Here is an 18222-nt window from a genome sequence, read left to right as displayed (position 1 = left end):
ATTTACTTTTTTAGTATTGGTATTCTTAAAACCACTTTGGTTCCTTTGGCTTCCCCATTTTCTTTTAAATCGATAATTTCTACACCTATTTTCTTTTCACGACCATAGTTTAATAAATCTAACCGTTCTGTTGTAGCTTTTAATGCAAAGGATTTGTGTTGTGCTGCTCTTTTTAGATTTATTTCTTTAGATTTTTCTCTACCAACACCATTGTCAACTATAATACATTCTACTATTGTATTAGATACTTTAGAGATAGTAACATGTAGTTCTCTATTTTCTTTTTTATGAAGTAAACCGTGTTTAAGTGCATTTTCAACATAAGGCTGAATAAGCATGGTTGGTATATATACAGCATCAGATTGGATAGCTTTATCTATTTGAAAGGTGTATTCCAGTTTTTCTTCAAACCGTAGTTTCTCTAATTCTAAATACAAATTCAAATTATGAACTTCGTCTTGTACAGAAATAAAACCAGTATCACTAAAATGCAGGTAATTACGAATTAAATCTGCAAACTTCCCTAAGTAATCGCTTGCTAAGTTTTTCTGATTGAGAACAATATAATCCTGAATAGAATTTAATGCATTAAAAATAAAATGCGGATTCATTTGCGCTTTCAAGGCCTTCAATTCAGAGTCTTTATATTGCTTTTCTATTGCTAAGCGCTTTTGTGTTTCTTTTAATTCTAGGGTAACTAATTCTGCTTTCTTTTTCGCTTTTAACCTACTAAAATAAAATAATGATGCTAATAATAGTAGTGCAACTATAGTTGTAGAACCTAAAAATAAGTTTCTATTTTTTTGACTCTCTAGTTTAGTAAAAGCCACTTCTTGTTCTGCAAGTTCTTTGTCTTTAAATACTTTTTCTGTTTCGTATTTAGTTTGCATTTCTTCGATTATAGAAACTTTTTCTTTAGAAAAAATACTGTCCTTTATTTTATAATGTGCCTCTAGAAACTTGTGTGCATTTAAATAATCGTTGTTTTTTTTATAATAATTACTTTGTTCTACATATGCACGACTTAAATTCTTTAAATTATTTTGTGCTTTATATATACCTATAGCTTCACTATTAGTTACAATTGCTTGTTTTACATTTCCTGTATGCGCATAAGCTACAGCAAGTTCTAATTTAGTATGTGCTATATTAGCTTCTTGTTTATTTTTGATAAAAAAGTCTTCAGATTGGGTTAAATAATGAATGGCTGCAGTATAATTTTTTCGCTTATTTTCTAAAACACCTAAAGACGAATTTGCAATAGCAATTCCTGTTTTAAATTGAACAGATTCTGCAATTGCTTTTGCGGCTAAATAATGTTCTTCAGAATCTGCATAACTTTCTATCTCTTCATATGCAGTTCCTAAATAAAAATGTACTTGAGCTTCTATACTTTTATTCGAATTCTTTTTTAAGAGAGCTAAATTTTCTAACTGAATTTCTATAGCTTTCTTAGGTGCATCAAGATGATTGTAAATTCTTGCTATACTACTATTGGTGTAGATTAGTCCAGATACATCTTTCAAGCTATCTTGACTTTTTTTGGTAATTAAGGCCAACTCTAAAGCTTTATCATATTTTCCAGATTGCACATAAAGAGAAGTTAGGTTGGTGTAAGAATCATTTAACCCTTTGGTGTAATTTAATTCTTTACTAATATGTATAGCCTCTTCTAATATGGCTTTGTTTTTAGAAATATCTCGAGTTGTATAATGTGCAGTTAATTGATTTAAAAGAAATACTCTTGTTGTATCTCTATGGGTATGAATTTTAAGTAGATTTTTAATACTATCGAATTCTTTTTCTTGTGAAAACGTGATTTGTAAAACGAATACAAATAAAAAAGAAAGAATTTTAAATTTCATAGAATCAGAATGTAGTGCATGGCAAAATTGAATATATTATTAATAAAATATTATACGCAACTTCTAAAAATAGCATTTGAACTTCTAAGATAGAAAATTCCTACTACTTTGGAAATCCATTTATTGTCAATGTCTCTAATTCCATTCTATCATTTTCAAAAACAATAAAAACTTTAAACTCTGGATGGTTTTTTAAGAAAGCTTTTGTTTTTTCCATTCCCATTGCTTGAAATGCAGTTGCAAAAGCATCAGCTGTCATACAATTTGGTGCAATTACCGAAACACTTAGTAGGTGTGTTTTGCTTGAATACCCTGTTTTAGCATCTATAATATGCGCATAACGTTTTCCGTTTTCATCTAACTTAAATTTTCTGTAGGTTCCTGAAGTAGCCATAGCAACATCTTGTAACGGAATAGCTTTTAAAACAGATTGCGTGCCTTCAAAATTTGGCTTATCAATACCTACTGTCCATGCAGTTTCTTTTTCTACATTAATACCTTTGGTACGTATTTCGCCTCCAATTTCAACTAAATAGTTTTCTACTTTTTTACTCTCTAAAAATTCGGCAACCACATCTACTGCATATCCTTTTGCTATAGCATTAAAGTCTAAAAATGTTTCTGGGTATTTTTTAAATAATAAGTTACCTGCTTGATAGGTTTTGTCTAAACCTACAAACTGCATTAAACTATCTATTTTAAGACTGTCTAACTTCTCTATTTTCTTTTCTGGCCCAAAACCTAATGCGTTTACTACAGTTCCTATAGTTGGATCAAAAACACTATCTGTTTGTGTGTAAAATTGTCTAGAAGCAGTATAAACTTTTATAAAATGTGCATCTACCTCTTTTGCTTCATTTCTATTAATTTTTGAAATATCTGAGTTCTCCTGGTAGGTAGACAATGATTTATTAATTACATAAAACAAACTATCTATTTGCTTTTGGTAATTACTTTCGGCATCATATAATATGGAATAACTTGTGCCAAAAACAGCATCTGTTAATTTTATATTCTTTTTTTCTTTAGTACAAGAAAATAAACTAGTTAGCAATACTAGTAGAATGATAGATTTTTTCATTTAAAAAAATATTTTGTTTGCAATTTAAGATTTGCAGAAAAGTAACTTACTTAAAAACCGTTTAATTTAGGTTTGTTTCAATAACTTGAATACCATTATACTCTATTAGGTATTCTTTGTTTAAATACACTGGTAAATGTTCTCCATCTGGATTCCCTAAACCTACTCCTGCATATAATACTTTGGCATTTTTATCAGAAGCATGTTTTTTAAAAGATTCCATCCATATTACATCATAGTTATTTGGGTTTTCTGGCAATAATACAGCACGAACAATTACAAAAAAGTACTGACTATTTTTATCAATACATACAAATTGAGGATGCTTTTTTAGTGTACTATTAATAGCTACAAACTCAAAACCACGTTTTTCTAAATCTTTGCCAACATGGTTCATGGCTAAATTATGTAATTCCTGTTTTGAAAGAGGTTTGCTCATGCTACAAAAGTACTACAATTACTTATTATAATAAAAAAACCCAATACTTTCGTATTGGGTTTTTAATAGATTTAAAACAGTTTATTGTTTTACAATCTTTTTAGTGGTTTGTTTAGCTCCACTTTTTACTTTTAATAAATACATACCAGAAGATATAGTATCTAAGTTTATTGTTTTAGTAAATATGCTTGCATTATTTTTATAAGTATTAGCAAAAACTTTACGTCCTCTAATATCATATAATACAATACTTACATCTTCATTAGAACTTAATTGAATATACACTTCTCCTGTAGTAGGATTAGGATATAAACTAAATGTTTCAAAACTAGATTCGTTTACACTTAAACTAGTTGAAGTACCAAAATAATAATCACCTTCTACACCAGTAAAATCTCCTGAAACAGTAACATGATCACCAAAGGCACCAATAGTTACAGGTACAGATTCTACTGCAGAACCAGCAACTTCTCTTATAATATAGATGTCTGCTCTATTATTACCTGTTGTTGTTTCCCATCCTGCTACTTCAGCTTCAGTAAAGTAGAATGTATTTGTAGCATCACCAGAGTTGGTTGTATTTGCTGTAGTTACTCTAAATACTTTATCAGTAACAAAATCTGCAGTTACAGAACCATTATAGGTTTGTGCAGATAAACCAGCTCTAAATACAGATACATTTGTACAACCATAATCAAAACTAGTGTTGTTTTGAAGTTGTGCCATTATAAAACCTGTAGTAGCATCAAATGTAGGAGCAGTACCCATTGCATTTAATAATAAAGTTTCTGCTGTTGCTGTATTTACATCTGTTTGCACGTCTGTACCAGATACTGCATTAACATCAATAGTATCTAACAATAATAACCCATCACCTGTTGCAGAGTTATGGTGTCTAAATACTAAGCTACCTGTCATACCTATATAAGCAGACATATCATAGTTTCTAACCTCTGTTGTTGCTTCCGCTGTATTTGCATGGTTATCTTCTATAACAAACTCTTCTAAATCTGTATCTGAATCGGTTGTAAAATATACCGAATAATAGTCTTGAGCAGTACTAGTTTGACTAAATGCACCAATAATAAAACTAAGAGAAGCTTCATTCATTCCTGCAGGTATAGTAAACTCTGGGCTTATTAAATAATTATCAGGATCATAAGTACTAAATCCACCAATAGCAGCATCATTAGTTGCTGAAAATGCTGCAGCTCCCATAATATCACCAATACCTTCTGCTCCGTTTACAGCTCCCCAATTATCGCCATCACCATCTCCGTCAACAATAAGCCATCCTGTTAAATCTTCAAAATCTTCATCGTATACATCTACAAATGTTGAACTACTAGGTGCAAAATCATCATCACTAATAGTAATTGTAGTCGTGTTTAAGTTAGGATCTAAAATAGCATCACTACTTCCAGATAAACTCATAGAAACAACGATAGTTTCATCTCCTTCAATAATACCATCATTAAATACACGTAACGTTAAATTTTGTGTATCTGTTGCTCCACTAGCAAAATCAACTGTATTATTAACTAATTGGTAATCTACATTGTTAGTTGCAGAACCAGAATCTACGTTAAAAGTAACTGTTGCATTTCCTGTTGGTGCTAATTGAATCTCAACATCAAAGTTATAATCTGTATATGCACAATCTGTACCTTCTGTTGCACTTCCTGTAGCACTACCAAATTTAATATATGGTGCAGCTGCTTGACATGCATTAGAAGTATTTAATTCCATTCTTCTAGGAGAATTTTGCATTACCGTTACAATTCTTGCTTTTTGGTCTTCAGTAAAAGTATCCATACAATAATCAAAAGAATAATCCATATAATTTTGATACTGATCTGCTGAACCACAACTAGTAACTGCAGCACAATCATAATTTGCAGAATCTGATTCTGGAGTATCATCACAGTAATCATCTACTCCACAACCACCATCACCCCAAATATGGCGTAATCCTAACCAGTGACCAACTTCATGGGTCATAGTTCTTCCTAAATTGTAAGAATTGTTTATAATAAAACTTCCATCATTTAAATCTTCTGTACCAAAAGAATCATAACCAGCTACAACTCCATCTGTACTAGCTGCTCCTGCATTAGTTTGTACACCAGCTAAACCAGAATTACTTGGAAATTGCGCATATCCTAATAAACCACTTAAACCTGGATTGGTAGGATGATTTAAACTATTACCACCTGGTTTAATACACCACATATTCATGTATTGTGTAGGATCCCATTGGGTATTTGTTTTTAATTGCTGAACATCTGCATTAGTTTCCCAATCATCTGTAACAAACGTTGTTTGTGTATTAGAATAAGGTGTAATATCATGACGAACAACTCCTGTTGTTGGGTTACCATCTGGATCTGTAACTGCTAAACAAAAGTTTATTTCAACATCTACAGCAGCTCCTGTAGTATTAAGACCTCCATTAGTACCAGAAATTCTTCTATAATCTTCATTTAACACTTGAATTTGCGAAACCGCTTGTGCATAAGATATATTTTCATTGTTAGCTTCACCATTAGTATTTATACTTTTACCATCGTGTACAACATGAACTACAACAGGTATATTGTAAACTACACGTCTACCAGCTGCTAATTGTGCTTTTGTAATCTCTAATTTAGGAGCTAACCAAGCTTCAAACTCTTCTGTAGAAAGACGATTAGGATCTGATGCTTTTAATATTTCTTCATTCTCTACAGTTAAACATCTAACATATCCTGTTTCATTAAGTCCTCTTAAATTTTCTGGAGTTAATTGAAAAGCAGGTTGCTGTTGCAACTGTTTATTAGAAAGGTTTACAGTCTTTGTAGACTTGTTAATGGGTTGTTTGTTGAGTTTTTGTGCTTGGATACCTAAAACACTGAAAAATGCGAATCCAAAACATAAAACATTAAAGTTTTTTTGTTTCATTATTTTAACTATTATTTTATGCCTACAAGATAAATAAAATTTAAAATCAAATAAACTTTAAGGATACATTAAAACTGTTAAAATTTATAGGAAAAGTAATACAGACCACTTGTTTTAAATAGATTAATAACTAGCTAATTACACTACAAAAAACCTACCACCTTAAAAGACAGAAAGTTAGCTTTTATATTTTTTATTTTGATTAAAGAAACTAGATGGAAATGAAACTAATAAGCATAAAAAAACCAACACGTTTGTGTTGGTTTTTTTATGCTTGATTTCTAGAGTTTTCTAGAAATAACTTGAAAGTTTAATTGATTTTAACCTCCAAAGTCATCAAATCGGATATTTTCATCATCCATACCGAAATCTTCTCCCATTTTTTGAACCGCTTGGTTCATTAATGGAGGACCACAGAAGTATAATTCTAAATCTTCTGGTGCTTCGTGTTTAGATAAATATTGATCTATAACTACTTGGTGTATAAACCCTACAAATCCGTCTCCTTCTTCATCATTAATATCCTTTTTAACTTTCCAATTATCTGCTTCAGTTGGATCAGATAATGCAATAAAGAATTTGAAGTTCGGGAAATCTTTTTCTAATGCTCTAAAGTAGTGAATATAGAATAATTCTGCTTTAGAACGTCCACCATACCAATATGTAACTTTTCTTCCTGTTTTAATGGTTCTGAATAATTGATATAGATGTGAACGCATTGGTGCCATACCTGCTCCACCTCCTACATATAACATTTCTGCATCAGACTCATTAATAAAGAACTCACCATAAGGTCCTGATATAGTTACTTTATCTCCTACTTTTTGGTTAAAGATATAAGAAGAAGCTACACCAGGATTTACATCCATCCAGCCACCTTTAGCTCTATCAAAAGGAGGAGTTGCAACACGCACATTAAGCATGATTCTTCTTCCTTCTGCAGGATAAGAGGCCATAGAATAAGCTCTTTCTACAGGTTCGTCATTTTTCATGACTAATGGCCAAAGACCAAATTTCTCCCAATCTGCTTTAAATTTATCTGGTTCACCAGGATGATCATCTGGATGTGCAGTAATATCCATATCAGAATATTTTACTTCACAGTTAGGGATTTCAATTTGAATATAACCACCAGCTTTGTAATCCATATCCTCAGGAATTTCAACTACAAACTCTTTAATAAATGTGGCTACATTATAGTTAGAAACAACGGTTGCTTCCCATTTTTTAATTCCGAAAACTTCTTCTGGAATGGTAATTTCCATGTCTTGCTTCACTTTTACCTGACAAGATAAACGTGCACCATGTGCTAATTCTTTTCTAGAAAAGTGAGGTGTTTCTGTTGGTAATGCTTCACCACCACCAGAAAGTACGTGACATTCACATTGAATACATGTACCACCACCACCACATGCTGAAGGTAAAAATATTTTTTGTGATCCTAAGGTAGATAATAAACTATCTCCCGAAGCTACTTCTATTTCACGTTCTCCATTAATCTTGATCTTTACTGGACCAGATGGAGACAATTTTTGTTTTACAAATAATAACAGAGCTACTAATAATAAAGTTACTAGTAAAAAAGCTGCTACAGTTGCTATTATGGTTCCTAATGTACTTGCTGCTAATATCATGTTAGTCATTTGTTATTGTATTGTTAGCTAACTCTTTTGTGCTTTCTTGATCTACAGTTTCAACTTGTGCTGTACCATCTTCTTTAGCTTCTTCGTCTCCACCTGTTAACATTCCACCAAAGCTCATAAAACCAATAGCCATTAAACCTGTAATGATAAAAGTTATACCTAAACCTCTTAATGCTGGTGGTACGTTAGAATATCTAATTTTTTCACGAATGGCTGCAATTGCTAGAATAGCTAAGAACCATCCAATTCCTGAACCAATACCATATACAGTAGCAAGGCTTAATGTTGGTATTTCACGAGATTGCATGAATAAAGAACCTCCTAAAATGGCACAGTTTACAGCAATTAATGGTAAAAAGATACCAAGGGAGTTATAAAGAGATGGCGAAAACTTTTCTACTACAATTTCTACTAATTGTACCATGGTTGCAATAGTTGCAATAAACATGATAAAAGAAAGGAAACTTAAGTCGTAGTCTGCATAATCTGCACCTAACCATTTTAATGCTCCTGGTTGTAATACATACTGATCTAATAACCAGTTTAAAGGTACTGTTATAGCAAGTACAAAGATAACTGCGGCACCTAAACCAACAGCTGTACTTACTTTTTTAGATACTGCAAGGTATGAACACATTCCTAAGAATACGGAAAATACCATGTTATCTATAAATATCGATTTTAAAAATAATTCTAAATGTTCCATTTTTTTATAGTTTGTTAGTAGTTACTAGCTTAATCTTCAATTAAGGCTTTGTTTCTACTACGTTGTACCCAAATAATAATTCCTACAACAATTAATGCCATTGGAGGCATAATCATGAAACCATTATTTTCGTAACCTAATGCGTATAATCCTGTTTTTTCAATAGGATCTCCTAATACAGGAATACCTAATAAAGTACCTGCTCCTAAAAGTTCTCTAAAGAATGCAACAATAATTAAAATAACACCATATCCTAAAGCATTTCCAATTCCGTCAAGGAAAGAACGCCATGGTTTGTTTGCTAAAGCAAAAGCTTCAAAACGTCCCATAATGATACAGTTTGTAATAATTAACCCAACAAATACAGAAAGTGTTTTACTTAATTCATAAGCAAAAGCTTTTAATACTTGATCTACTATAATTACTAATGCAGCAACTACAATTAGTTGTACAATAATTCTAATTTTTGAAGGTATAATATTTCGCATTAAAGAGATAACTACGTTACCAATTGCTAATACAAATAATACAGAAACAGACATTACAATTGCAGCTTCTAGTTCTGCAGTAATTGCTAATGCAGAACATATACCAAGTACTTGAATAGTAATTGGGTTGTTATCTGCTAATGGATCTGTAATTAATGCTGCGTCTTTTTTTGATAAAAGTCCCATAAATTAATTGTTTTTTAAGTTATCAAAATAAGGTACATATTGTTTAAGCTCTGATTTAATCATTGCAGAAACACCATCTCCAGTAATTGTTGCACCAGCTATTGCATCTACCTCATTATCTGTTTTATCTTCGTTTTTAGGATCGTTGTTACTTTTAGAGATATTAATACCTTTAAAGTTTCCGTTAGACTTTAGGTGTTCACCAATAAAGTCATCCATAAAGAAACGTTGTTTAATGTTTGCACCTAAACCAGCAGTTTCTCCTTTATGATCAAAATAAGCACCTTGTACAACCATGTTTTCATCCATTGCTATATATGCCCAGATTGCATCCCAAAGTCCTTTACCCCTAATTGGTGCGATATAGTATGTTTTACCATCTTTTTCACCAATAAACAAAGGAAGTTTTCTAACGTTACCTGCTTTAGCGCTTGTTTGTTCTTTTTTTACATCGATTAGATATGCTTTATCGTTTTCAGATACTTTGTCTCCTTCAATTACAATTTGTTTTTTTATGTATTGATTAAACAATTCTGGAGCTTTATCTGTAGAAACAAAAACGGCAGAATTACCTTCGTTTTCGTTAATACCCATAGCATACAATATATTTTGTTGCTTTTCTAATCTTTCGTTATTATCAATTTTAGGTCTTAATGCAGAAGCCGTAAAAGCTAGCAAACCTCCTACTACAATTACCATTGCTATGGCAAAGATTATAGTATATGAATTTTTGTCTGTTCTATTTTCCATCGTTATGCGATTTTTGCTTTTAGACGTTTCATTCTTTTCTTAACATTTGCTTGAACCACATAATGGTCAATAGTTGGAGCAAACACATTCATTAATAAAATGGCTAGCATTACTCCTTCTGGATATGCAGGATTAAATACTCTAATTAATATAGAAATGAATCCTATTAAGAATCCGTAAATCCATTTACCTTTATTAGTTTGTGATGCTGTAACAGGATCTGTTGCCATAAATACAGTACCAAAAGCAAAACCACCAATAAGTAAGTGATGCCAGAATTCTGTACTCATTAATCCGTAAAACTTGCTTGTTTCGGTTATCCAACCAGAACTAACAACACCATTAAATATTAAGCCCATTACTAAAGCACCAACACAAGAAGACAACATGATTCTCCAGCTTCCAATTTTAGAGAAGATTAAGAATAATGCTCCTAATAAAATTAATAGTGTAGATGTTTCACCAACAGAACCAGGAATAAATCCTAAAAACATATCTGCTACAGAGTGTGTAACGTCATGGTTTTGTGCTAGTGTTCCTAAAATGGTTTCTCCAGAAATAGCATCTGGCGTTCCTGCTAATTCTTTAGCACCTTCAACCCAAACTTTATCTCCAGACATCCAAGTAGGATATGCAAAGAATAAGAATGCACGAATGGTTAATGCTGGATTAAGAATATTCATTCCTGTACCACCAAATACTTCTTTACCAATAACAACACCAAAGGCTACTGCTACAGCAAGCATCCATAATGGAATATCAATTGGTACAATAAGAGGAACTAACATTCCTGTTACTAAGTATCCTTCTTCTACTTCGTGTCCTTTAATTACTGCGAAAATAAATTCGATAAGTAAACCTACACCATAAGAAACAACCACTAGAGGTAAAACTTTTGCAAGTCCTATTACTAAGTTATCCCAAGCCCAAAAAGAAGTGCTAAAAAATCCGTTAGCTGCTTCAATTGCTCCTGAAGCTAAGTGGTGTTGGTAACCAGCGTTAAACATACCAAATATTAAACATGGTACAAGTGCCATGATTACCGTATTCATGGTACGTTTTAAATCGTCTGCTGCTTTTATATGAGTTCCATTATGTGTGGTCTCATTTGGCAAGTATAAAAAAGTATGAATGGCGTTAAACGCAGGAGCCATTTTGGTTCCTTTATACTTTTCTTTTAAGTTATGTAAACTGCTTTTTAAACCCATTATCCTATCTCTTTTAGCATTAAGTCTAAACCTTTTCTAATAATATCTTGATGTGGTTGTTTAGATACACATACAAACTCTGTTAAAGCAAAGTCTTCAGGTGCAACTTCGTACATTCCTAAAGCTTCCATTTCATCTAAATCTTTATACATACATGCTTTTAAAATTTGCATTGGATATATATCTAGAGGAAAAACTTCTTCATAAGTTCCTGTAGTAACAAAGGCACGATGCTCACCATTAGTATTGGTAGTTAAATCGTACTCTTTTTTAGGAGTTAACCATGAAAATGTTAATGCTCTTGAAGTAGATACTTTATTAAAAACAGGTTTATTCCAACCAAAGAATTCATAATCATCACCTTCTGGTATTACAGTAATCGTATTGCTGTAATAATCTAAAAAGCCATCTGGTTGTACTTGCTTACCGCTTAATACATTACCAGAAATAATTCTAATACTTTCGTTTTTATCTACACCATTATCATAAATCATAGAAGCAACTTCTGCTCCTAATTTAGTGACAAAATATCTTGGCTTTTTAACCGAAGAACCTGCAAGTGCAACAATACGCTCTGCATTAAATTTTCCTGTTAGCAATAATTCACCAATAATAACAAGGTCTTGTGCATTTACTGTCCAAACAACTTCTCCTTTATTAACAGGATCAATTTTGTTTATTTGCGTACCTACATTTCCTGAAGGATGCGGACCTGAAACAGTATGAATAGTAGCTCCAGAAACATTTGCTAATGGTGAGTTACCATTTTTACCAACAGATACATGCACTTGGCCTTCTGTTAATTTGCCTAAAGCAGTAATTGCAGCTTGTAATTCTGCTTCTTTACCTTGAAGGGTAAAATCTAAATCTGCAACCAATGGCGCAGAAGCATAAGCAGAAATAAAAATTGCTTTTGGTGCTTTTTCTGGATTTGCAATCACATCATACGGACGTTGCCTAATAAAAGGCCAACATCCTGAAGCTAACAAGTGCGCTTTAATGTCTTCTGCTTTTGCGGCATCTACATTAACCTTACCATTATCTTGGTAAGATTGCTCTTTGTCTGCTTGAATTTTAACTGCTAAAATTTTACGTTTTGCTCCACGAGGAATGTCTATTATTTCACCAGAAACTGGAGAAACAAATTTCAATGCTTCATTAGCCTTACTGTAAAAGATAGGTTCTCCTGCTTTTACCTTAGTTCCAACTTTGGCAATTAATTTGGGTATAACACTGTGGAAGTCTTCTGGTCTTATAGAAAAGTAATTACTGACAATGGCGTTCTCTTTTGCCTTCTCTGCAGTTCCTTTTAACTTAATATCTAGACCTTTTTTAATCTTAATGTCGTTGGACATATTATTAATCTATTAGTTAATAGTTATAGTGTTTATAATTCTTATAATTACTTAAAAATCGATGCAAATTTACGAATTAATACATAAAAACACGTCTAAAATTCAGCTTCCACACTATTTATACTCAATCTAAATAAATAAATATGCTTAGGCATAAAATTTGCTTATATTTACTGCAAAACATCAAATTTATGCTTGTGAATTTCAAACATTTAATCGTTACTTTTTTATTTTCAGCTTCCCTTTTTGCACAAGTTGCTCAAGAAATTGCTCCGCCAGACTATATAAAAACCATAACTTTTAAAAGCAATACTGCTGAAAGTCAACTCCCTGTTTTAAAACTTGGCGAGTACTTAAACTTAGAATTTGATGCTTTAAATGGATATGAAGAAGATTATTATTATGAAATAGAACATTATAATTACGACTGGACTCCTTCGGTTTTATTTAAAATGGAATATTTAGAAGGTTATGACAAACAACGCATACGTACCTATGAAAATTCTTTTAATACGCTTCAAATTTATTCTAACTACCAACTTACCATTCCTAATGACAGAACACGTGGCTTAAAAGTTTCTGGAAACTATATGCTTAAAATTTACAACGATTATGACGAGGTTGTTTTTACAAGAAAGTTTATGGTTTATGAAAACAAGGTTAATGTTGGTGTTGCTATAAAACGATCTCGTGATGTTAGAGATATTGAAAGCAAACAAACAGTGGATATTACTATATCTTCTAGTAGTATGCAAATTAACAATCCTAAACAAAACATAAAAACAGTTATAGTACAAAACAACAACTTAAACACTGCTATTTCAGGAATACAACCTATGTATACGCTTGGCAACGAACTCATTTACAAGTATAATAAAGAAACTACCTTTTGGGCTGGTAACGAGTATTTATGGTTTGAAAATAAAGATGTAAGAGCCGCAAACACAGGTATACAATTTATAAATTTAAAAGATTTATACCACAACTACCTATTTACCAACACTACTAGATACAACAAAGCTTACACCTACAATCCTGATATAAATGGTAATTACTTAGTAACTGCAATAGATGCTACCAACTCTAGTATTGAAGCAGATTATGTATGGATGCATTTTTCTTTATTAGTAGATGCACTACCAAAAAACAAAACCATTCACGTGTATGGTAATTTTAACAACTACACACTAGACGAGAGCACCAAAATGGTTTACAACCCAGAAAAAGGGGTTTATACAAATGAAATGCTTTTAAAACAGGGATTTTATAATTACAAATATGTAGTTGTAGACACTGACGAAACCATAGAAGAAGGCGCCATTAGCGGAAATTTCTGGCAAACAGAAAACAACTACAAAGTACTTGTATATTATAGAGATTTAGGTGCACGATATGATAAAATTATAGGTTTAGGCGAAGCTAGTTCTGTTAATATTACCAATTGATAAAAAAAATTATTATCTTCATGCAAAATCGAGAGAATACCAATTCTTTTTTTAGTATTTTTAACCAGTAAAAACCTCGATTACAAGAAGCTAACAATGGTTCAACAAGTAACAAAAGGCATAAAAATTTCGGTAGACACTACTTTTGAAGGCACTTTTTATAAAAACTATAAAATACAATTTGCCTTTGGATATGAGATTACTATTGAAAACCAGAGCAAAGACTCTGTACAACTTAATGCAAGACATTGGACTATTTTTGATGCACTAAACCATGTTGTTATTGTTTCTGGCGAAGGTGTTATTGGTAAAAAGCCCGTTTTAAAACCAGGAGAATCACATACCTACAATTCTGGCTGCTTACTTACTTCTCCTTTTGGAGCCATGAAAGGATATTATGAAATGGTGAATTTTAGTAATACCACAAAATTTCATGTAGCCATACCAACCTTTAAATTAAGTGCTCCTTTTGCTTTAAATTAATTTTTATTGCAACCTTGTCGTCACCTTACCAATAAAACAAAAGGTAAAAAAAAATTACGGAGTTATAACTACCCAATAAGCACTACCTACTCCTTTATCTCGAACCTATATATAGTACCTTTTTGTTCAATATGAAAAAACTTACAATTTGAATAATGTATAAATTCATACATCTCGTGGTAATTAAAACCAACTTCATTTACCGTGTATAAAGCATGAACATCTACATTTCCGTGAGGAGAAATTCGCTTATACCAATACTCTAAACTATTTTCTGTTGCATGCAATTCATACCAAGCTCCTGCAGCAATACCAGAAAGCCACTGTGCTTTTTCATGTAAATCTGCAACTGGCTTAGGCTGTAACGTGCCTACAAAATTTGGTGCGTGGTTTTTTAATCTATCTAAAAAATACAATACATTATCTTTACTAACTGTAGAAGTATAATCTGCAATTACTCCTGTTTCAGAAACCTCATACACTTTGTTTTTAGTATCTGCTAGTATTACATTACCAATAGTACTTGGCGTAAACCATTTAGATTTTTGTAGTTTTTTAATTATTGCTGCATTGGTTACAGAAGCAATTAAAGTATCGGTTACAAAACGCGCACAATTACATGCATCTTTTGCAAAAGCAGCATAACGTATAAAATGACGTTGTTGCATTTTTGTAATATGCGTTCTAGCCAACGTATAATCTACAGCATCACAAACCGAAGCTATTAATTTACCATCACCATGTGTTAGTTTAGGGTGTGTAGCTAGAAACTGTAAAATTTCATTTAAGTTTTGTATTTCGTTATTTTTAATAGTTGCAGTAAGAGGAAAATCTAATTCATGATCTGTATCTCTACCTCGCACTCTTCCGTTGGGTTCTGGTGTTATATACCTTCCAAAATCATGGTACTCTAAAATTCCTGTAGATTTATCTATTAACACCAAAGCTGCATGACCTGCTCTTAAATAGTTCTTTTTTCCAACTCCTAAAAAACGTAAAAATGGCGAATACCATTCTTCTGCAACCATAACTATAGTTTCAGGATAAGCTAGCGTTATTATAAATGCGGTATTATTCATGTACGGTTTCTGTAAATAAAAACGTCTTTAAAGATTTTGTGTTTTCTGCTAAGCTTTCAAAACACATAGACACTGTATCCTTTGTTTTTTCTACTTGCGTAATACTGGTAGTTTTTACAAAACCTCTATCCATTACTACACCATATTCTTTATTTGCAGTATTTGTGTTTTTATGAAATTGTAACGCTTTCGCGGAATTTAATTGATTTTCCTTTTTAAAATCATTAAACCATTGCGTTCTTTCGTTTTGCATTTCTTCAGAATACAATGTTGAAGAAGACCATATTTTAGCTTCTTTGGGTAAGTTTTTAAAATATTTTTGGTCTCCATCCCAAACCAATTCATAAAATTGCAAATTGTTATTCCAATCGGCAATCACCATAGTAAAAGGTTCAATATCTAGAAAATTATAAGCTTCAATTGCAGCTATAATCTCTTTGCAAGCCAATAAATCTTTCACCACAACACCTCTACTTAATCTGTAGCTTTCTTTTCTTTTATGACGTTTAAAACCTCCATTTAACAAACATATTAATCGGTGTTTATCACTAACACCAATCCATGTTCCTCCTGCTTTTTTATCTTTAGGAAACAACATTTTAGTAGCATCTACCTCATAAAAATCTGGCGCTAGAGATACTCGATTTGGCGCTTCATCTCTATTAGAGGTAAGCACAAAATCATTTTCACCTGTAGGAAAAATAGTTACTGTACACATGGTATTATAGTCTTTAAACGGAAGAGCAACTTACAAAAAAATATCTTATAATTTAACTTGTCTTTAGTATTACTAGCACTTACATATCTATAAAAATATCGTAACTTTGTACTTCAAAAATTTTCGAATCACAAAACCAATAAACAATCATGGGAAAAGGATTTTTTAACGTACCAATTGCCATTAATGAGCCTGTTAAATCTTATGCTCCAGGATCTCCAGAAAGAGAAGCTGTATTAAAAGCATACAAAGAAATGTTTAACAGTAAGGTAGATGTACCAATGTATATTAACGGAAAAGACGTAACTACTGGAAACACTAGAACGATGTCTCCTCCTCACGACCACCAACATGTAGTTGGAACTTACCATGTAGCGGAACAAAAAAATATTGACGAAGCAATTTCTACAGCTTTAGAAGCTAGAACTGCTTGGGCTAATACACCTTGGGAACAACGTGCTGCTATATTTTTAAAAGCTGCCGAACTAATTGCTGGACCATACAGAGCTAAAATTAATGCTGCAACTATGATTGCACAGTCTAAAAACATACACCAAGCAGAAATTGATGCTTCTTGTGAGTTAATAGACTTTTTACGTTTTAATGTTCAGTTCATGACAGACATTTATCATGAACAACCAGAAAGTACAAGCGATGCATGGAACCGAATAGAATACAGACCTCTTGAAGGTTTTACATATGCTGTAACACCTTTTAACTTTACAGCCATTGCAGGAAACTTACCTGCTTGTATGGCTTTAATGGGAAATGTAGTTGTTTGGAAACCTAGTGATAGCCAAATATATTCTGCAAAAGTAATTATGGATGTATTTAAAGAAGCTGGTGTACCAGACGGTGTTATTAATGTTGTTTTTGGTGATCCTGTTATGATTACAAATACAGTATTAGCTAGTCCAGATTTTTCTGGTTTACACTTTACAGGTTCTACTTTTATCTTTAAAGAATTATGGAAACAAATAGGAACCAACATTCACAACTACAAAACGTACCCAAGAATTGTAGGTGAAACTGGTGGTAAAGATTTTATTGTTGCTCATAAAACAGCAAATGCAAAACAAGTAGCTACTGCTATTGTTAGAGGTGCTTTTGAGTTTCAAGGACAAAAATGTAGTGCAGCTTCAAGAGCGTATATTCCTAAAAGCTTATGGGCAGATGTAAAAGATTTTGTTATTGAAGATATGAAATCTTTAAAAATGGGATCTCCAGAAGACATGAGTAACTTTATTACTGCAGTAATTCACGAAGGTTCTTTTGATAAGCTAGCTAAATATATTGATGGTGCAAAAGCAGATGCTGATGCAGAAATTATTGCTGGAGGAAACTATGATAAGAGTAAAGGATACTTTATTGAGCCTACAGTTATTCTTGCTAAAGACCCAAAATACACAACCATGTGTACAGAGTTATTTGGCCCTGTAATTACTATATATGTATATGAAGATGACGCATATTCTGAAACTTTAAAATTAGTAGACGAAACTAGCGAATATGCTTTAACAGGTGCAATATTAGCAACTTGTAGATACGCAATTACAGAAGCTACAGAAGCTTTACAAAACTGTGCTGGAAACTTCTACATTAATGATAAGCCAACAGGAGCAGTAGTTGGACAACAACCATTTGGAGGAGCTAGAGCTTCTGGAACAAATGACAAAGCTGGATCTGCACAAAACTTATTACGTTGGGTTTCACCTAGAATGGTAAAAGAAACATTTGTAACTCCTACAGATTACAGATACCCATTTTTAGGATAGTATATAAAAACTATTAAACACAAAAAAAAACCGAAGCTTTCGCTTCGGTTTTTTTATTTAT

Annotated in this window: 15 protein-coding genes; 3 read left to right on the top strand and 12 right to left on the bottom strand. The window is 32.2% G+C overall.

Annotated elements, in window-relative coordinates; translation table 11 throughout:
* Positions 1 to 2: 2 nt before the first annotated feature.
* From ACFSSB_RS14145 to ACFSSB_RS14100, 10 genes are all read right to left on the bottom strand, one after another.
* On the bottom strand, positions 3 to 1865 hold the full coding sequence (locus ACFSSB_RS14145; RefSeq protein ID WP_379905376.1) for a tetratricopeptide repeat-containing sensor histidine kinase: 1863 nt from the start codon (positions 1863 to 1865) through the stop codon (positions 3 to 5).
* A 103-nt stretch (positions 1866 to 1968) separates the two neighbouring features.
* Positions 1969 to 2946 carry an FAD:protein FMN transferase gene (locus tag ACFSSB_RS14140; protein ID WP_379905374.1) on the bottom strand — a complete coding sequence of 326 codons (978 nt, stop codon included), beginning with the start codon at positions 2944 to 2946 and terminating at the stop codon, positions 1969 to 1971.
* Positions 2947 to 3007: 61 nt separating this feature from the next.
* Positions 3008 to 3385 carry a Na(+)-translocating NADH-quinone reductase subunit F gene (locus ACFSSB_RS14135; RefSeq protein ID WP_379905372.1) on the bottom strand — a complete coding sequence of 126 codons (378 nt, stop codon included), beginning with the start codon at positions 3383 to 3385 and terminating at the stop codon, positions 3008 to 3010.
* A gap of 81 nt (positions 3386 to 3466) precedes the next feature.
* Positions 3467 to 6325 carry a choice-of-anchor J domain-containing protein gene (locus ACFSSB_RS14130; protein WP_379905370.1) on the bottom strand — a complete coding sequence of 953 codons (2859 nt, stop codon included), beginning with the start codon at positions 6323 to 6325 and terminating at the stop codon, positions 3467 to 3469.
* Positions 6326 to 6645: 320 nt separating this feature from the next.
* Positions 6646 to 7959 carry an NADH:ubiquinone reductase (Na(+)-transporting) subunit F gene (gene nqrF, locus ACFSSB_RS14125; RefSeq protein ID WP_379905701.1) on the bottom strand — a complete coding sequence of 438 codons (1314 nt, stop codon included), beginning with the start codon at positions 7957 to 7959 and terminating at the stop codon, positions 6646 to 6648.
* 1 nt (position 7960) lies between these two features.
* The gene (gene nqrE / locus ACFSSB_RS14120) at positions 7961 to 8674 is read right to left on the bottom strand and encodes an NADH:ubiquinone reductase (Na(+)-transporting) subunit E (protein ID WP_379905368.1); all 714 of its coding nucleotides are present in this window, start codon (positions 8672 to 8674) and stop codon (positions 7961 to 7963) included.
* A 29-nt stretch (positions 8675 to 8703) separates the two neighbouring features.
* The gene (locus ACFSSB_RS14115) at positions 8704 to 9348 is read right to left on the bottom strand and encodes an NADH:ubiquinone reductase (Na(+)-transporting) subunit D (protein WP_055445098.1); all 645 of its coding nucleotides are present in this window, start codon (positions 9346 to 9348) and stop codon (positions 8704 to 8706) included.
* A gap of 3 nt (positions 9349 to 9351) precedes the next feature.
* On the bottom strand, positions 9352 to 10098 hold the full coding sequence (locus tag ACFSSB_RS14110) for a Na(+)-translocating NADH-quinone reductase subunit C (protein WP_379905365.1): 747 nt from the start codon (positions 10096 to 10098) through the stop codon (positions 9352 to 9354).
* 2 nt (positions 10099 to 10100) lie between these two features.
* Positions 10101 to 11306 (bottom strand): NADH:ubiquinone reductase (Na(+)-transporting) subunit B, encoded by a 1206-nt coding sequence (locus ACFSSB_RS14105; RefSeq protein ID WP_379905363.1) that lies wholly within the window; start codon positions 11304 to 11306, stop codon positions 10101 to 10103.
* Positions 11306 to 12661, bottom strand: coding sequence for a Na(+)-translocating NADH-quinone reductase subunit A (locus tag ACFSSB_RS14100; RefSeq protein WP_379905361.1), 1356 nt, complete (start codon positions 12659 to 12661; stop codon positions 11306 to 11308). The genes ACFSSB_RS14105 and ACFSSB_RS14100 overlap by 1 nt, the downstream gene beginning before the upstream one ends.
* A gap of 191 nt (positions 12662 to 12852) precedes the next feature.
* Here ACFSSB_RS14100 and ACFSSB_RS14095 point away from each other — a divergent pair, with 191 nt between their 5' ends.
* Both ACFSSB_RS14095 and apaG read left to right on the top strand, forming a co-directional pair.
* Positions 12853 to 14106 carry a type IX secretion system plug protein gene (locus tag ACFSSB_RS14095; protein ID WP_379905359.1) on the top strand — a complete coding sequence of 418 codons (1254 nt, stop codon included), beginning with the start codon at positions 12853 to 12855 and terminating at the stop codon, positions 14104 to 14106.
* Between the two features lie 96 nt (positions 14107 to 14202).
* Positions 14203 to 14589: a Co2+/Mg2+ efflux protein ApaG gene (apaG, locus tag ACFSSB_RS14090; RefSeq protein ID WP_379905357.1), complete on the top strand. Its 387-nt coding sequence runs from the start codon at positions 14203 to 14205 to the stop codon at positions 14587 to 14589.
* Between the two features lie 86 nt (positions 14590 to 14675).
* Here the strand turns inward: apaG and ACFSSB_RS14085 are convergent, their stop codons facing one another.
* Both ACFSSB_RS14085 and ACFSSB_RS14080 read right to left on the bottom strand, forming a co-directional pair.
* On the bottom strand, positions 14676 to 15668 hold the full coding sequence (locus ACFSSB_RS14085) for a DUF6695 family protein (protein WP_379905355.1): 993 nt from the start codon (positions 15666 to 15668) through the stop codon (positions 14676 to 14678).
* Entirely contained in the window at positions 15661 to 16386 is a 726-nt protein-coding gene (locus ACFSSB_RS14080; RefSeq protein WP_379905353.1) for an NRDE family protein, read from the bottom strand. Before ACFSSB_RS14080 ends, ACFSSB_RS14085 begins: the two co-directional genes overlap by 8 nt.
* A 149-nt stretch (positions 16387 to 16535) precedes the next feature.
* Here ACFSSB_RS14080 and pruA point away from each other — a divergent pair, with 149 nt between their 5' ends.
* Complete coding sequence (gene pruA / locus ACFSSB_RS14075; protein ID WP_379905351.1) at positions 16536 to 18161, top strand: L-glutamate gamma-semialdehyde dehydrogenase; 1626 nt, start codon at positions 16536 to 16538, stop codon at positions 18159 to 18161.
* Positions 18162 to 18222 lie beyond the last annotated feature (61 nt).

It is taken from the genome of Lacinutrix gracilariae (assembly GCF_042684485.1).
Classification (GTDB): Bacteria; Bacteroidota; Bacteroidia; order Flavobacteriales; family Flavobacteriaceae; genus Oceanihabitans; species Oceanihabitans gracilariae.
Note: the sequence above shows the minus strand (reverse complement) of the source record. Positions and strands in the feature narration are given on the sequence as shown.

What these genes read in the sequence shown, in the direction of transcription:
- ACFSSB_RS14105 (WP_379905363.1), bottom strand. Translation starts at nt 11,306, where the DNA reads ATGGGTTTAAAAAGCAGTTTACATAACTTAAAAGAAAAGTATAAAGGA.
- ACFSSB_RS14140 (WP_379905374.1), bottom strand. Translation starts at nt 2,946, where the DNA reads ATGAAAAAATCTATCATTCTACTAGTATTGCTAACTAGTTTATTTTCT.
- ACFSSB_RS14130 (WP_379905370.1), bottom strand. Translation starts at nt 6,325, where the DNA reads ATGAAACAAAAAAACTTTAATGTTTTATGTTTTGGATTCGCATTTTTC.
- ACFSSB_RS14110 (WP_379905365.1), bottom strand. Translation starts at nt 10,098, where the DNA reads ATGGAAAATAGAACAGACAAAAATTCATATACTATAATCTTTGCCATA.
- pruA (WP_379905351.1), top strand. Translation starts at nt 16,536, where the DNA reads ATGGGAAAAGGATTTTTTAACGTACCAATTGCCATTAATGAGCCTGTT.
- ACFSSB_RS14085 (WP_379905355.1), bottom strand. Translation starts at nt 15,668, where the DNA reads ATGAATAATACCGCATTTATAATAACGCTAGCTTATCCTGAAACTATA.
- ACFSSB_RS14145 (WP_379905376.1), bottom strand. Translation starts at nt 1,865, where the DNA reads ATGAAATTTAAAATTCTTTCTTTTTTATTTGTATTCGTTTTACAAATC.
- nqrE (WP_379905368.1), bottom strand. Translation starts at nt 8,674, where the DNA reads ATGGAACATTTAGAATTATTTTTAAAATCGATATTTATAGATAACATG.
- ACFSSB_RS14080 (WP_379905353.1), bottom strand. Translation starts at nt 16,386, where the DNA reads ATGTGTACAGTAACTATTTTTCCTACAGGTGAAAATGATTTTGTGCTT.
- ACFSSB_RS14095 (WP_379905359.1), top strand. Translation starts at nt 12,853, where the DNA reads ATGCTTGTGAATTTCAAACATTTAATCGTTACTTTTTTATTTTCAGCT.
- ACFSSB_RS14100 (WP_379905361.1), bottom strand. Translation starts at nt 12,661, where the DNA reads ATGTCCAACGACATTAAGATTAAAAAAGGTCTAGATATTAAGTTAAAA.
- ACFSSB_RS14115 (WP_055445098.1), bottom strand. Translation starts at nt 9,348, where the DNA reads ATGGGACTTTTATCAAAAAAAGACGCAGCATTAATTACAGATCCATTA.
- apaG (WP_379905357.1), top strand. Translation starts at nt 14,203, where the DNA reads ATGGTTCAACAAGTAACAAAAGGCATAAAAATTTCGGTAGACACTACT.
- ACFSSB_RS14135 (WP_379905372.1), bottom strand. Translation starts at nt 3,385, where the DNA reads ATGAGCAAACCTCTTTCAAAACAGGAATTACATAATTTAGCCATGAAC.
- nqrF (WP_379905701.1), bottom strand. Translation starts at nt 7,959, where the DNA reads ATGATATTAGCAGCAAGTACATTAGGAACCATAATAGCAACTGTAGCA.